This is a genomic window from Alphaproteobacteria bacterium US3C007 (genome assembly GCA_034423775.1).
GTDB lineage: Bacteria > Pseudomonadota > Alphaproteobacteria > Rhodobacterales > Rhodobacteraceae > Thalassovivens > Thalassovivens spotae.
On sequence record CP139918.1, the window covers coordinates 618200 to 633917 of the forward strand.

Sequence of the window (15718 nt, forward strand, 5' to 3'; positions counted from 1 at the left end):
CCCTCTGTTCTTGGCAACAGGTCACAGATTTGGCGTATATGTTTGGGACTTTTTCTGATCGCCATCATCTATGTCTCTACAAGCTTTGGTTGGTTTATCACGCTAGATCGCATGGCACAGATGCACCTTGAAGGGCTGGGCAGCACACCCGCAGATTTAGCCGCTCTCTTATTTTCTTTTTTCTTCATTTGGCTGGGCATCGCGCTGGTGTGTCGCTGGTTGCATCGCCACCCCCTCCATGCGCTTTATGGTCCCACCTGTAAAATCAATTGGCAGCATTTTCTTATTGGAGCTGGCCTCGCCTTTGCCACGGCCATCTTCAGCGAAACCAGCAGTTATACCATTTCCTGGCATTTCTTTGAAGCCTCGAGCCAGCCAAACCCCAATATAACCACAACGCTTTGGCTGCGATGGGTTATCCCCATATCCGCACTGATTTTCGTGCAGATCGGGGCAGAAGAAATGCTGTTTCGCGGCTATTTACTACAGCATATCCGCGCCAGAGGCGGACGGTTCTGGTGGTCAATTTTTTTGCCCTCACTGCTCTTTGGTATGCTGCATTTTGATTTTTCTATTTTTGGCGTAAATGCGTTTTTTTACGTGTTACATACAAGCGTGGCGGGTATGATTTTATGCCTTGTCACATTAAAAACGGGTAATTTAGGGGCGGCGCTTGGCCTTCATTTTGGGGTAAACGCGTTGCTGCTGATCTTTGGGCTTGATGGGCATTTAAATGGCATGTCGCTCTTCGTAATGCAGCTCGATCCAAAGGGGGCCCAAACCACTTTAGGCTTTTTGATCTTCACGCTGTTCGAAGTTCTAGCATTTCTGATCTGGCTGCGTTGGATCAACCAAAAGCGCGGGCATACCTTTGTTGAAGAAAACCACCCGCCTTAGGCTGGCATTCCCCCAAAACAATGGCGGGGCGCAGTTGTCTGTATCCACGATCAACGCTTCTGCCCGCCCAACACAGGCTACCTGCCCGTGAAAAACAATGTGCTTTTCGAACCGCTTTTGCGCTTCGCTGATTGCAATTTACCGCAAGCCGGCTTATTTCAAGGAAAACAAAAAACAGCAGGACGTCAGGCATGAATTGGATCACAAACTATGTCCGCCCACGCATAAACTCAATTTTCTCGCGGCGCGAAGTGCCCGAGAACCTTTGGACCAAATGTACCGAGTGCGGCAGCATGCTGTTTCACCGCGAGTTAAGCGAAAACCTGAACGTTTGCACCCAATGCGGGCATCATATGGGGATCAGCCCGCGGGCCCGGTTTGAAAGCCTGTTTGATGGTGGCATTTTTGTGGATGTACCAGTGCCAGAACCCATCGTCGATCCGCTGAATTTTAGGGATCAGAAGAAATACCCCGACCGTATGAAAGCGGCCCAAAAAAATACCGGCGAAGGGGAAGCAATGCTGGTGGCCGAGGGCGAAATCGGGCGCACGCCGATCATTGCCGCCGCGCAAGATTTTTCTTTTATGGGCGGCTCGATGGGCATGTATGTTGGCAATGCGATTATCGCCGCCGCCGAGCGCGCGGTGAAATTGCACCGTCCGCTTATTCTGTTTTCTTCTGCGGGCGGCGCGCGCATGCAAGAAGGTATTCTTAGCTTGATGCAAATGCCGCGCAGCACCGTGGCCATTCAGATGCTGAAGGAAGCAGGGTTGCCCTATATTGTGGTGCTCACGCATCCCACAACGGGTGGGGTGACCGCATCTTATGCGATGTTGGGGGATGTTCAAATTGCTGAGCCGAACGCCTTGATTTGTTTTGCTGGCCCACGCGTGATCGAACAAACCATTCGTGAAAAGCTGCCGGAAGGATTTCAACGGGCTGAATATCTGCTCGATCACGGCATGTTGGATCGCGTGACGGCGCGCCCTGAAATGCGCGATGAGTTGATCACCATTGTGCGCCTGTTGCTGGGGTTGAGCCCGGCCATTAAAGGCGATTTACCCAAACCGACGGACCCGCAGCTTGAGGATAAAAGCACCGCGGCAAAGCCTAAGAAAAAATGACGATTGACCATTCTGACGCCATTTTAACCCGAATGATGGCGCTACACCCTAAAGTGATTGATCTGACGCTCGATCGGGTTTGGCGGTTACTCGATCGCTTGGGGAATCCGCAAGAGCAGCTGCCATCGGTGGTTCATATCGCCGGCACCAACGGCAAGGGCAGCACGCAAGCGATGATCCGTGCCGGATTGGAAGCTGCAGAAAAGCGCGTGCATGCCTATACCTCGCCGCATCTTGCCCGTTTTCACGAACGGATCCGTTTGGCCGGCGCACTGATCAGCGAACCCGAACTCAGCCAGCGTCTTGAGCACTGTTATCAAACCAATGGCGCTGATCCGATCACCTATTTTGAAATCACCACCTGCGCCGCGCTGAAGGCGATGGCCGAATGCCCCGCTGATTTCACGCTGTTAGAGGTCGGCTTGGGGGGGCGGCTGGATGCAACCAATGTGATCGCGAAACCCAAGCTCAGCATTATCACGCCAATTTCGATCGATCACCAGCAGTTTTTGGGCGACACGCTGCCCGAAATCGCAGCGGAAAAAGCCGGTATCATAAAATCAGGCGTACCCGTCATTGTCGGGCCGCAGCAAGAGGCGGCGCTTGAGGTCATCGAAGCCCACGCCCAGCGGTTGCACGCGCCGCTGCAGGTTTATGGTCAGCATTGGCATGTCAGCGAAGAGCGCGGGCGGTTGATTTTTCAAGATGAATGCGGCTTGCTTGATTTGCCCCTGCCCAATCTTCCTGGCGCGCATCAAATTCAAAACGCTGGCATCGCCCTAGCCGCTTTGCGGCATTTAGAGGCGAAAGAAAGCGCCTGCGAGGCCGCTATCACGCAAGCGCACTGGCCGGCGCGCCTGCAACGGCTGCGCGAAGGGCCCTTACCCGCGCTGGCTCCGGGGGCCGAGCTTTGGCTGGATGGGGGGCATAATCCGGCCGCTGGGCAAGCGCTTGCCCAATTTTTAGCAAACCTGCCCAAGCGGCCCACTTATTTGATCTGTGGAATGCTGAACACGAAAGATATCACCGGGTATCTGGCGCCTTTACACGCGGTCAGCGAAACGCTGTTTTCGGTTTCAATTCCAAATGAAGTCAATACGCTCAGCGCAGATGACACAGCCCGTAATGCTGCCGCTGTCGGATTTTATGCGCAATCTGCGCAAACCGTCGACACTGCTTTGCGCGCGATCAGCGCGCAAGAGCCACATGCTCGCATCGTCATCTGTGGCTCGCTATATTTGGCGGGGATGATCCTTAGGCAAAACGGCTAGGCTGGCGCGTTTAGCGCCAAGGATCACGCTCTATCTTGCGCCCAATCCGCGGCTTGCATTTCGCGCAAACGGCTGGCGGTGCGCTCGAATTCAAAGCTGCCCTCGCCCTCAAGATAAAGCATTTCGGGCCGCGCCGCCGCAGAACAGACCAGCCGCACCTTTGCTTCATAAAGCGCATCGATCAAGGTCACGAAACGCTTTGCCTCATTGAAATTATTGCGCCCCAATTGGGGAATATCGTCTAAAAACAAAACCCGAAGATGATCGGCAAGCACCAAGTAATCTGCAGGGCCCAACATAGCACCGCATAGATCATAAAAATCAAACCGTCCGATACCATTGATATAGGCAGGCACCACCAAATCACGGCCCTTAACCACCAAGGTCAGGGTTTGGCTATCCTCACCGGAAAATTCACCCCAAAGCGCATCTAACCCGGCGCGGGCTTCCCGCCCCAAAGGCGTAAAATAAACCGATCTCCCTGCGATCCTGTTTTGCCGAAAATCGATTTCGCTGGCCATGTCGTGAATCGCGAATTGGTTTCGGATCAACGCGATGAAGGGTAAAAAAAGTTGTCGGTTTAAGCCGTTTTTATAAAGATCCTCGGGCACGCGGTTTGACGTGGTTATGACGGTAACGCCCTGGCCTAACAACAATTCAAACAACCGGCCCACGATCATCGCATCGGCAATGTCTTTGATCTGCATTTCATCCAATGCCAAAACGCGAATATCTTTCGCAATCGCCTGACAAACCGGCACTAAAGCGTCTTTCGCATTCGTTTGGCGCGCAAGATGCAAGCCGGCCTGAACCTCTTGCATAAAGGCATGAAAATGGACCCGCCGCACCGCCACGGCCAAGCTGCTTGCGAATAAATCCATCAAATAGGATTTGCCGCCCCCGACGCCGCCCCAAATGTATAACCCTTTAACCGCGCTCGCTTGGGTTCGGCGTAAAAACCCACGCTTCACAGGGCGCTCAAGCGCCTCAAGCAAAGCATCAAGCTTTGGCAAGAGCGCCTGCTGCGCTGGATCAGCGCTGATTGCTCCGGATTCGACGTCTTCGCGATAGCGCTGTGATACTCTGCCCATAAGCTGGGCTTACTATGAACCGATCTTGATTTAAAGACATTGGCACCAACCGCCGCGCGTAAAATCACGAACGGCTTGTAAATCTGCGCCCTGAGGCTAGCTTAGGCTGGCCAAGGGATTTGACGTGCGTTCAAAGGGTTAACCAAATGTCTCAGACACATCGCCTGATCACGCCTATCTTGATCATGGGCAGCATTATTCTTCTGATAAATTTTGCGATCAGAGCATCCTTTGGGGTGTTTCAAATTCCAATCGCAAACGAATTTGGCTGGGCGCGCGAGGAATTTTCACTGGCACTGGCGATTCAGAATCTTGCATGGGGCATTGGTCAGCCGATCTTTGGGGCGATCGCCGATAAACTTGGCGATCGAAAAGCAATTATTTTAGGCGCTTTGGTCTATGCCGCTGGGCTGGTGCTCTCGGCTTTTGCCACCTCTCCCGAGGCGCATCAGGTGTATGAATTTCTGGTTGGCTTTGGGATTGCAGGCACCGGATTTGGCGTGATCCTTGCCATTGTAGGGCGCGCCAGCAGCGATCAGCACCGCTCAATGTCACTGGCCATCGCAACGGCTGCGGGCAGCGCAGGGCAGGTGGTTGGCCCGCTCTTGGCACAATTACTGCTATCGGCAATGCCATGGCAAACTGTATTTCTTCTTTTTGCAGGCATCATTTTAGCCACGCTTCTCTTACTGCCAATGATGCGGGTTGCCCCGCGCGCGCCAAAAGCGGAAGGAGACGCCCCGCTCAGCGCGATCGTGGGGCGGGCCATGCAAGATTCGAATTATATCTTGATCTTTTTAGGCTTTTTTAGCTGCGGCTATCAATTGGGGTTTATGACGGCCCATTTTCCCGCCTTTATTACCGAAGCCTGCGGCGCCATTAATCCAGGTGGTTTCCTCTATACGCTCGGGATTACCTCAACCTCGACGCTTGGCGCAGCTGCCCTATCCGTAATTGGGCTGACAAATATTGCCGGCACTTTGGCAGCCGGGTATTTGGGCAATCGTTATTCCAAGAAAAACCTGTTGGCAGCTGTTTATCTGGCCCGCGCATTGGTAACGTTTGGCTTTATAAACTTTCCCATTACGCCTGTCAGCGTGCTCATCTTTTCCGCTCTTATGGGCATGCTTTGGCTGGCCACCGTGCCGCTTACAAGCGGACTTGTCGCGTATATTTTCGGACTGCGCTATATGGGCACGCTTTACGGCATCGTTTTCTTCTCGCACCAGCTTGGCAGCTTTATCGGAATCTGGTTGGGCGGGCGAATGTTTGACGTTTATGGCAGCTACACATTGGTGTGGTGGATTGGCGTTGGTGTCGGGCTGTTCAGTGCGCTGGTGCATCTGCCGATCCGTGAAAAACCAACTGTGATGCTTGGAGCAAATTAACCGGGCGTGCCAAGCGTTTGCTTTTAAGATGAAAGGCGAGGAATCGCTTGTAATTCAGCCTCCAAAAGCGCGGTAACCTGCTGGGTATGCGAATAAGGCAAGGCATGACCCGCATCCCAGATTACAAATTGGCGGGCCTGCGGATTCCAGCTTTGCAAACATCCTTTTAACGCAACCGGGATCACATGATCCTGCCCCCCCCAAATCGCCAAAACGCGAATCCCATGGCTCTGGATCGCGCTGTGCTCCGCCGCCATTTTATGGGCCAAAATGCCACGCGCAGAGGATAGAATTGCGGGGATGAACCCGCGGTAGTGCAATTCTTTTTGTTGGCGCTCGATCAAAAAAGACACGCTTGAACTGATCGCACGCTCAGCTTCGGTTCCCGCCAAATGCAGCCGGGGATAGCGCGCATAAACCAGCCAATCGCCCAGCCCCCAAACCCGGCTGACCCACCCCAAAAGGTTGCCAAGCTTATGCCCCATACCCGCCGGCGCCAGCAGAATAAGTTGCTTTACGGATGAGGGGTTTTGCACCGCATACGCCGCCGCAATTGAACCCCCCATAGAGTAACCATAAAGATCGAAATCTTCTTTAAGATCCAAATGATCCAGCAGCTCGGTTAAATGTGACGCAAAAAACCGCGCATCCTGACGGCCCATTGGGCGATCCGAATAGCCACGCCCGTAATGATCATAAATCAAAACGCGATGGCCGCGTCCAATCAAAAAAGCCGCCAGCGCCTCAAACACAAAACTTGGTGTGCTCAGCCCGTGAATACAAATGGCCAATGGCCCGCCGGGCGGCCCCAAAAGCTGGTAATGCGTTGCCCCGCGCGATAAGGGCGCAAACCGGCCCGGCGCATCCGCGCGCGCGCGCGCATCCATCGGCAAACGCCGCCATTCACTTAGAAACGGCGCCATGAGCAACAAAGCGAGCAGAAAAATGCCGCAGATCACGCGGCGCTGCTCCATTGCTGCATGATATACCGCGCTGTCATCAAATCCAAATGCGCGCCACCACCATTTTTAAACAGCGTTATGTCGCGCTCGGATCCTCGCTGAAATCCGCATTCTGAATAATAATCGGCTTGCACATCAGCCCGCCTCAGCGCCCCGGAAGACAACGGAATTTTCAGCTCTCCGATATGATCAAGCGTGGTATCAAAGCTATCCACGAAAACCCGCGCGCGCTGAAGCGCTTGATCATCCGCCTCGCGCATATCTGGGCGATAAGCCCCAATCAGATCCACATGCTGCCCCTCTTGCAGCCAAGACCCTTGCAGCACAGGGCTCGTGCTCATGGTGGATGTGCAAATAATATCCGCGCTGCCAATCGCCGCTTTTAAATCTGTCACCGCCCTCGCATCGGGGCGCGTTTTGGCCAAGGCTTGGGCCCGCTCTGGGCTGCGGTTCCAAATGCTAAATCGCGCTTCTGGAAACCCAGCTCGATAAGCGTCTAACAAATTTGAGGCAACGGTGCCGGCGCCAATAATCACAATATGTTTGCTCTCCGGGCGTGCCAACCGCTTGGCCGCCCAAAGACTGTCAGCCGCGGTTTTCCATTTGGTCACAAGATGAAAATCAATAATCGCTTCCAACGCACCGGTTTTATCTGAAAACAGATTTACCCCGCCATTAACCATCGGACGGCCAGAGCTTGGGTTATCAGGAAAGATCGTTGCGGCTTTTACGGCAATCCCCAACCCATCAATCCAGGCAGCCCGTGATAACAAAGTGTCTTTTCCGCGATACAAAAACGTATCAGCAATTTCGGCTTTTGGACGTTTATGACCGGCCTCAAACGCCGCCGTCAGGCCCAGCCAATCCAGCAGCGGGTCGCCCTGATCAAAAGAAATATTGATTGCGCTCATCAGAAACTCTCTTCGAATACATGGTCATAAATTGCGCCGTTATGCGTTATAAGGCTACGCCAAAACCTTAAGAACTCGCGAAAGAAACAACAAGAAAATTTAATTATATAAATGCGGTGACTGCGTTGAAAGCCCGCTTTAACTTAGTGTTTTTGCCCTGCGCAATGTGGTTTCCAACCGGTCTAAAAACCGCGCCCGATCCGTTTTGGAAAAAGCTTTTCCGCCACCTTGCCGAAAAGGGTCTGCGGCGCGCAGATCGGCCATTAAATCCCGCGTGGCCAGAACATTACCAATATTGGCCTCGGTCAAAGCTTCTCCATTATGCTTTAAAACCAAAGCCCCGTTCGCCACGCATTTCGATGCGAGCGGAATATCGGCGGTCACCACCACATCACCGCGTTTGGCGCGTTCGGCGATCCACATATCCGCTATATCTGGACCATCCGCAACAATCACCGTCTCGATCAATGGGTTGGCAGAGGGGCGCAATCCGCCATTGCTAACCACAAACATGCGCAGGTTGTGGCGCGTTGCAACCCGCTCTGCTTCATCTTTTACCGGGCATGCATCGGCATCAATATAAAGGGCAGTCATCCAAGTTTCCTTTTGAGGTGATGGTATCGCTGCGCGCGCAAGGTGCAAGCGTGCAATGCGACAGCCCCGATCATGGATTGAGCCACGCGGTCACAGCTGGCACTGTTAAAATGCTGAAAAATGTCGAAATCAAGATCGAAGCGGAAACGCGCACCGGCGCAACCGCGTAATGCTGCGCCAAAATATAGACATTGCCCGCCACGGGCAGGGCTGCGGCCGCCAGCATCACCGAAGCCGCATAAGAATCAAGTTGGAAAATAAAAAGCGCCGATATGGCCACCGCGGCAGGATGAATTACCAATTTCAAAAATGAAATCCAAGCAGCCACGTGCAGACGCTCGGCCGATTTAAAGGCCAAAGACGCGCCAATCGCAAATAACGCACCTGGTGTTGCCGCAGATCCCAGCATCGACAGAAACTCATCCAACGGCGCCAGGATCGGCAGACCAAGACCCGACCAAATAAAGCCCGCAGAAATCGACATAATCATTGGATTTTTCAGCAACCCTAAAACAAGCGCCCAAAGCGTAGCAAACCGCACTTGACCATCGCGTGAGCCAACGATCAACATCACGATTAAAGATCCAAATAGTATCAAATCAACCGCAAGAACCATGACCACATAGCCAATCGCTTCCGGGCCCATCAGCAAGGCCAGCATCGGCACCCCTAAAAACCCGACATTGCCGATCACCGCGCAATGCGCCTCAATCGCAGCTTCGTCTAGCGGAACCTTGCGGCCTAAGGCCACCAGCAATGCAAACCCATAGACCAAGGCCGATGCGCTTAAATAGGCAAAGATAAAATCTGGCTGCAAGACTGAGCTGAGAGGCAGCGTTGCCGAAAAGCGGAATAAAAACGCCGAAAGCGCAAAATAAAAGACAAATTTTGTCAGATACCCCGTGGCTTCGGGGGTGAAAAAACCCCGACGTCCGGCAAGATAACCCAAGCCAATCACGGCGAAAAACGGCAAGGTTTTGAGCAAGATATCGATCATAACGCAAGGCTCTATCAGGCAGGCGCGGCGCGTCAATTACTATCTTATACGGCCGGTCGCCACCCCGTTAGGAAGCGCAGCCGATTCATCCGCTACCAATCACAATTCCGATCCCAAACACCAAGGATCCGCCAAGCACAACTTGAAACGCCGCGCGAAAAAACGGCGTTTGCATATACCGGTTTTGAATCCAGGCAATCGCCCATAATTCGATAAACACAACGATAAAGGCGATCAAATTCGCGGTCCAAATATCCGCGATCAAATAGGGCAGCGCATGCCCCAACCCCCCGATCGTTGTCATCACGCCCGCGGCAAAACCACGTTTCAAAGGTGAGCCGCGGCCCGATAATGCCCCATCATCCGAGGCGGCTTCGGTAAACGCCATTGAAACCCCTGCGCCCAGCGCAGCCGCCAACCCCACCAAAAACGTGGTATGCGAGTTCTGGGTGGCAAAGGCCGTGGCAAAGATAGGCGCAAGCGTCGAAACAGATCCGTCCATTAAACCCGCCAAGCCTGGCTGTGCCCAAGTCAGTATGAACTGGCGCTTGGCTTGAAACCCTTCTTCTTGAGCTGCCCCTGAGGAGGTTAAATTTTGTGACAGACCTTCTGCGCGCGCTTTGTGGCGGGCTTCGCTGGCCGCCAAATCACCCAGCAATTTTCGGCTGGCAGCATCAGAGCTGCGCGCCGCTGCCTTTCGATAAAAATCCTCAGCCTTGCGCTCCATCGCTTCTGCTTCAGCGCGAATTTTTTCGATCCCCAAATTGGCAATAAGCCAAATCGGTTGACGGGCATAAAACCCAGCAACATGCTCGCGCCGGATCAGCGGAATAAACGCCCCAAACCGCGTTTCATGAAGCGCAATCAATTGCTGGCGATGGGCATCTTCTTCTTTGGCCATATCAGAAAACAAAGCTGCGCTATCCGGATACTCAGCCCGCAATTGCTGCGCAAAACCACTGTAAATTCGCGCATCATCTTCTTCAGAGGAAATTGCAAGCGCCAATATTTCCTGCTCTGATAAATCCGCGAACCGACGCCTATGAACGAAAAACCGCATATAATTTTTACCCTTACGGCCATCTTGATCCCGTAAACGGCGCGCTGTCAACGGCTGTTATACATCCAAAAAGGCGCCGCAAAGTACAAGAAAAGTATAAGATAATGTATCGCAGTTGCGGTTTTCTTACAAAGATCTGTGCAGGATCAGCGCATCCACATAGCCCTGCTTTGGATGCAAAAACGCCTGCGGAATCCGACCGATCGTTGCAAACCCATAGCGCTGCCAAATGGCCAACGCACGCTGATTGCTGGCCAACACAAAATTGAACTGCATCGCCCGATACCCCTGCTGCTTGGCCTCAATCAGCGCATGTTCAAGCATGCGCCGCGCAACCCCTTTTCCGCGCGCCGAGGGCGCCGTAATAAAGCCGCAATTGCAGATATGCGCGCCGCCCCCCGGCTGGTTTGGGCGTATATAATAGGTTCCAACGGCTTGCCCATCAACGCGAAGTATAAAGGCGGTTTTCTCCGCGTCCATCCAATAGGTGATCGCAGCATCGCGATCGATCAATGGATCAACCGCATAGGTGTCGCCCGCGCTGAACACCGGCTGTAACAGCGCCCAAATTTGATCGCAATCAGCGCGCGTTGCAGGGTGAACCGTCATTAAATCCATCATTCTAATGCATTATCTCTTGATTAGTTTGATTTTCGCGTCACCCCCAATACCAAACACAGCCAAAACAGCGTCATTTGCAACAAAGCATTCCAAGGCTGTCAGAACTCTGGCATCGGGGCAACACTCGCCGCCCTTAGCGAAAGCTTAAAACACCACGACAGATCTTATACTTTCGCCTGAATGCATCAAATCAAAGGCTTTGTTGATATCCTCAAGATCTAAAACATGCGTGATCATCGGATCAATTTCCACTTTGCCATCCATATACCAATCAACAATCTTAGGTACATCGGTACGCCCGCGTGCACCGCCAAAGGCAGTGCCACGCCAGACACGCCCCGTGACCAATTGGAACGGCCGCGTTGAAATTTCAGCCCCCGCTGGCGCAACGCCAATGATGATGCTTTCTCCCCAACCCTTATGCGCGGCCTCTAAGGCTGTGCGCATCACTTGCACATTGCCAGTGGCATCAAACGTATAATCTGCGCCGCCTTTGGTCAGGGCCACAAGATGCGCCACCAAATCACCCTCAACCTCTGAAGGGTTGACGAAATCGGTCATGCCAAACCGCGCTGCCATATCGCGCTTATCCGCGTTCAAATCAACGCCGACAATCTGATCTGCACCGGCCATGCGCAACCCTTGGATCACGTTCAGGCCAATGCCCCCCAAACCAAACACAATCGCCCTGCTGCCAATTTCAACCTTGGCAGTGTTCATCACCGCGCCAAGGCCCGTGGTGACCCCGCAGCCAATGTAACAAACTTTATCAAATGGCGCGTCCGGATTAATTTTGGCCAGCGCAATTTCCGGCAAGACCGTGTGGTTGGCAAAAGTAGAGCACCCCATATAATGCAGTATCGGCGTGCCATCGAGCATAGAGAACCGGCTGGTGCCATCGGGCATCACTCCACGACCTTGGGTTTCGCGAATGGCCTGACACAGGTTGGTTTTTGGGTTCAGACAATATTCACAGGTTCGACATTCCGGCGTGTAAAGCGGGATCACATGATCCCCCGGCTTCAAACTTGTCACACCCGGGCCGCATTCCAAAACCACGCCGGCCCCTTCATGGCCTAAAATCGCAGGAAACATTCCCTCTGGATCTGCGCCTGACAGCGTAAACTCATCCGTATGGCAAATACCGGTTGCTTTTATCTCAACCAAAACCTCGCCCGCCTTCGGACCGTCAAGGTTTACCTCCATTACTTCCAGTGGTTGTCCCGCTGCAACTGCAACTGCTGCCCGTGTACGCATGATCATCCTCCCAATTTTTTGAAAACGATGCCGTATTTTCAAGCAAACTGCAACGCATTATTCAGGCGTATTGATACCGTTTTCAAACCTGTGAAAGGCCTGCTTTTAATCAGTTTTATAAGATTTATGGCACGCCATACATCCACCGCCTATAGCCCGCATACCGCCCCTTAAGGCTGCCAAATCTGACACGTCAAGCACCTCAATAGCCGCCTCAAAAGCGGTAGATTTGACAACAAAATCATCCCAATTCTTCCAAATAGCTGGCGCGGCTTGTGACAATGGATCTGTTTCATTCGCCTGAAACTTATCTACAACAGCCTGAGAGGCTTTTAACAAACGTGCCTTGGCCGCTTGCGCATCCTGCGCATCAAACGCCACAGCGCCTTTTGCCATCTGCCCAATTTGGCCAAAGGATGTTTTGACCTCTTGCATCAAAATCATCCGAGCTTTCACCGCAGGGTTTTTAACCCCCTCATGCGCAAATGCAGGGGTGAGGCCCACGCCGATGGCCGCTAGGAAAGAAAACAAACGGATACGTGATTTCATGATGAATTCCTTATAAATAGAAAATCTTGTTACTTTTTAGATAGAACCAAACTGGAAAAAATAAACCCTCAGTATGATTTTATAAAAATGCCACGAAGACAGACTCGACTCATCCCACAGATCTCCGATATAGAACAAAAAGTGAACAAAGTTAATGTACCCGTCCTATGACACAGCGCCGTTTCTTATCCCTTTGGTTTCCCAGATTGGGGGCCGAGCGTTTCTTACGCTTAGAAAATGATCTGGCTGATTTACCCTTTGCGATCCTGCAAGAGAGCGGGCAGGCACAGCGGCTCTCTTCGCTTTCACGCAGTGCAAGCCTCGCTGGATTACACCCTGGTCAATCTTTGCGCGATGCCCAAGCACTCTGCCCCAAACTGATCACCCGCATGCGCAACCTACCCGGCGAACGCCAATTTTTATTGGCTTTATGCCGCTGGGCGGAAAAATTTAGCCCTTGGGTCACCACCGCTGCCGATGATGGCCTCTGCATGGATATCACAGGCTGCGCGCATCTTTTTGGCGGCGAGGTTGGTTTTATAAACCAAATTGCAAGCGAGTGCGAAGATTTTCAGCTGAGTACCCGCCTTGGTTTGGCTGATACAATCGGCGCGGCTTGGGCTTTGGCGCATTATCACCCAAGCCATAATCAATCAGATCGTAATGTGGATGCCCTCACTCAAGAGGCCAGAGCCACGCGCGTAAAATTATCCAAGCAGCGCTTTTCACAGCCACGAACGCAGGCGCAAGCGCTGGTGCCAACAGGCAATCCACAACCAAAAGCGCAAATCGCCCCTCTTGGGGGCAGCCATAGCGCCTTAGCGGCCTTACCTGTGGCCGCGCTGCGCCTAGAAAGCTCTACAATCCATAATCTGCACCGCGTGGGTTTGCGCCAAATCGGTGATCTAAGCGGGCAACCCCGCGCCGCTTTGGCGCGCCGCTTTGGCAAAGAACTTATGCTGCGATTGGATCAAGCTTTAGGGCGCGTTCCTGAACCCTTATCCGCCCAGCGCAAACCACCCCATTTTGGCGTGCGCATGAGCTTGCCAGAGCCGATTGGCCTGGCTGAAGATTTACGCGCCGCCTTAGATCGCCTTTTACCGCGGCTTTGCGACAAACTACGCGCCGCTGGACAAGGCGCACGGCAAATTGACTTACAAGTATTTCAAACCGATCAAACTCTTTCTTATATTCGGGTTCAATTGGCACAAGCGGGCCATACAATCGAGCGTATCCGCCCGCTTCTTCTGCTTAAACTTGAGACGATTGATATGGGGTTTGGCATTGATATGTTACGGCTTGAGGCCAGCCAAACCGAACCCATCACGCTCCGCACCACCCCAGCGCCCCTACAACAGACGCATCACAGCGCCACGCCCACGGGAGCTGACACCGATCTCAACGATCTGATTGGGCGACTGGGAACGCGGATCGGCTTAGATCACGTAACCCGCCTGCATCCTGCAGAAAGCCATATTGCCGAGAAAACAGCTGTGGTCTTTGCCGCAGCTTGGTCAAAACCAGCGCCGGATTGGCCGAGGCCGGATCGCCCAAGGCCAAAACTGTTATGGCCACCAGAACCGATAAGCGCCAAACAAATACCCGATGTGCCACCACGCTTTCGCTGGCGAAACCGGGTTTTAACCACAGCGACGCAACAGGGACCGGAACGGATTGCGCCAGAATGGTGGCTGGATGATCCAAATTGGCGCAGTGGCGTGCGAGATTACTGGCGTATCAACTGCGCAGAGGGCGATCAGCTCTGGGTATTTTTTGCCCATGGTGGCGCCCGCAATGCAGGGTGGTATTGCCAAGGCAGCTTTACGTAAATCGCGTTAAATCTCAGGGATGAAAATATGAACGTAGTGGCACCAGATAGGTGGCTATACCTTAAAGTTTCTATATTTTACGAAGAAAAAAGCGCAAAACACACCAGCTCACACCCGGCTCGCCCTTCTTATGATAAAGGCATTTGCCGATTCACATCCTTATAAAGCAAATACCGAAACGGACCTGGCCCCCCAGCATAACAGGCCTGTGGGCAAAACGCGCGCAGCCACAGAAAATCACCTGCCTCTACTTCAACCCAATCCTGATTCAAGCGGTATACGCCTTTGCCTTCTAAAACGTATAGCCCATGCTCCATGACATGGGTTTCGGCAAACGGGATCACCGCGCCTGCCTGCAACGTGACAATATTGACATGCATATCATGACGCATATCCGCCGGGTCAACAAACCGCGTGGTGGCCCAAGCGCCATCCGTCCCGGGCATTTCTATCGGCGCAAAATCTGCCTCATTACAGACAAACGCCTCTGGCGCCTCTACCCCCTCGACAGCTTGATAGGTTTTTCTGATCCAGTGAAAAACCGCCGCCTCTGCTTCCGCATTTACCAACGACCATTCAGAGCCTGCTGGAATATAAGCGTAACCGCCCGGAGACAAAACATGCGTATCGCCAGATAGGTTCAAGGTGATGCTGCCCGATACAATGAAAAGCACCGCCTGAGCACTGGCATCCGTTTCCGGCCGCTCGCTGCCACCCCCGGGGATTAACTCAACAATCGATTGGCTGAATGTTTCGGCAAACCCAGAAAGAGGCCGCGCCAAAACCCACATCCGCATACCCGTCCAAAAGGGTAGAAAACTGGTGACAATATCGCTGTTGGTTCCGCCAGGGATCACGGCATAAGCCTCGTTAAAAACGGCGCGTCCAGTGATCAACTGGCTTTGAGGCGCAAGCCCACCTAAAGGTTTATAATATGAGGGAGATGCCATTTTTATTCCTTATACGCGCTGCAATTAGGCCTGAAAACCATTGTAAATCATCACCTGTTTAACCCAGAGCCTACCGCAATATCCAGCCTGTTTCACGCAGTGATCCACGGCTTTTTATGGTGATATGCTTCGAAATCACAACGTATTCTGACGCAAGACGGCAAATTTCAATCACATAATCACGCGCGGCAATCGCAGACCACCGCTTATATAGCGT

At 52.8% G+C, this 15718-nt stretch carries 15 protein-coding genes; 5 read left to right on the forward strand and 10 right to left on the reverse strand.

What is annotated here, in order from left to right; all coding sequences use genetic code 11:
* Positions 1-42 precede the first annotated feature (42 nt).
* From UM181_03185 to UM181_03195, 3 genes are all read left to right on the forward strand, one after another.
* On the forward strand, positions 43-897 hold the full coding sequence (locus UM181_03185; protein ID WQC63629.1) for a type II CAAX endopeptidase family protein: 855 nt from the start codon (positions 43-45) through the stop codon (positions 895-897).
* 191 nt (positions 898-1088) lie between these two features.
* Complete coding sequence (accD, locus tag UM181_03190; protein WQC63630.1) at positions 1089-2021, forward strand: acetyl-CoA carboxylase, carboxyltransferase subunit beta; 933 nt, start codon at positions 1089-1091, stop codon at positions 2019-2021.
* A complete protein-coding gene (locus UM181_03195; GenBank protein WQC63631.1) occupies positions 2018-3292 on the forward strand; it encodes a folylpolyglutamate synthase/dihydrofolate synthase family protein in 1275 nt (424 codons plus the stop codon). The genes accD and UM181_03195 overlap by 4 nt, the downstream gene beginning before the upstream one ends.
* Positions 3293-3315: 23 nt before the next feature.
* On the opposite strand, the gene zapE is transcribed toward UM181_03195, so the two are convergent.
* Positions 3316-4383, reverse strand: coding sequence for a cell division protein ZapE (zapE, locus tag UM181_03200; protein ID WQC63632.1), 1068 nt, complete (start codon positions 4381-4383; stop codon positions 3316-3318).
* A gap of 146 nt (positions 4384-4529) precedes the next feature.
* On the opposite strand from zapE, the gene UM181_03205 reads away from it, so the two are divergent.
* Entirely contained in the window at positions 4530-5771 is a 1242-nt protein-coding gene (locus UM181_03205; protein WQC63633.1) for an MFS transporter, read from the forward strand.
* Positions 5772-5794: 23 nt separating this feature from the next.
* Here UM181_03205 and UM181_03210 read toward each other — a convergent pair whose 3' ends face one another.
* The 8 genes from UM181_03210 to UM181_03245 all read right to left on the reverse strand — a co-directional run bounded on the left by UM181_03210 (position 5795) and on the right by UM181_03245 (position 12722).
* Complete coding sequence (locus UM181_03210) at positions 5795-6745, reverse strand: alpha/beta hydrolase (GenBank protein WQC63634.1); 951 nt, start codon at positions 6743-6745, stop codon at positions 5795-5797.
* A complete protein-coding gene (locus tag UM181_03215; protein WQC63635.1) occupies positions 6727-7644 on the reverse strand; it encodes an NAD(P)-binding domain-containing protein in 918 nt (305 codons plus the stop codon). Before UM181_03215 ends, UM181_03210 begins: the two co-directional genes overlap by 19 nt.
* Before the next feature lie 138 nt (positions 7645-7782).
* On the reverse strand, positions 7783-8238 hold the full coding sequence (locus tag UM181_03220) for a YaiI/YqxD family protein (protein WQC63636.1): 456 nt from the start codon (positions 8236-8238) through the stop codon (positions 7783-7785).
* A 70-nt stretch (positions 8239-8308) separates the two neighbouring features.
* Positions 8309-9235: an AEC family transporter gene (locus UM181_03225; GenBank protein ID WQC63637.1), complete on the reverse strand. Its 927-nt coding sequence runs from the start codon at positions 9233-9235 to the stop codon at positions 8309-8311.
* A gap of 85 nt (positions 9236-9320) precedes the next feature.
* Positions 9321-10295 carry a ferritin family protein gene (locus UM181_03230; protein ID WQC63638.1) on the reverse strand — a complete coding sequence of 325 codons (975 nt, stop codon included), beginning with the start codon at positions 10293-10295 and terminating at the stop codon, positions 9321-9323.
* Between the two features lie 126 nt (positions 10296-10421).
* Positions 10422-10916: a GNAT family N-acetyltransferase gene (locus UM181_03235; protein ID WQC63639.1), complete on the reverse strand. Its 495-nt coding sequence runs from the start codon at positions 10914-10916 to the stop codon at positions 10422-10424.
* Between the two features lie 144 nt (positions 10917-11060).
* Positions 11061-12173, reverse strand: a complete 1113-nt coding sequence (locus UM181_03240; GenBank protein ID WQC63640.1) for an S-(hydroxymethyl)glutathione dehydrogenase/class III alcohol dehydrogenase — start codon at positions 12171-12173, stop codon at positions 11061-11063.
* Between the two features lie 105 nt (positions 12174-12278).
* Positions 12279-12722: a cytochrome c gene (locus UM181_03245; protein ID WQC63641.1), complete on the reverse strand. Its 444-nt coding sequence runs from the start codon at positions 12720-12722 to the stop codon at positions 12279-12281.
* Between the two features lie 167 nt (positions 12723-12889).
* Between UM181_03245 and UM181_03250 the strand changes: the two genes are divergently transcribed.
* A complete protein-coding gene (locus UM181_03250; protein ID WQC63642.1) occupies positions 12890-14551 on the forward strand; it encodes a DNA polymerase Y family protein in 1662 nt (553 codons plus the stop codon).
* Positions 14552-14679: 128 nt separating this feature from the next.
* On the opposite strand, the gene UM181_03255 is transcribed toward UM181_03250, so the two are convergent.
* On the reverse strand, positions 14680-15501 hold the full coding sequence (locus tag UM181_03255; GenBank protein ID WQC63643.1) for a bifunctional allantoicase/(S)-ureidoglycine aminohydrolase: 822 nt from the start codon (positions 15499-15501) through the stop codon (positions 14680-14682).
* Between the last annotated feature and the right edge of the window lie 217 nt (positions 15502-15718).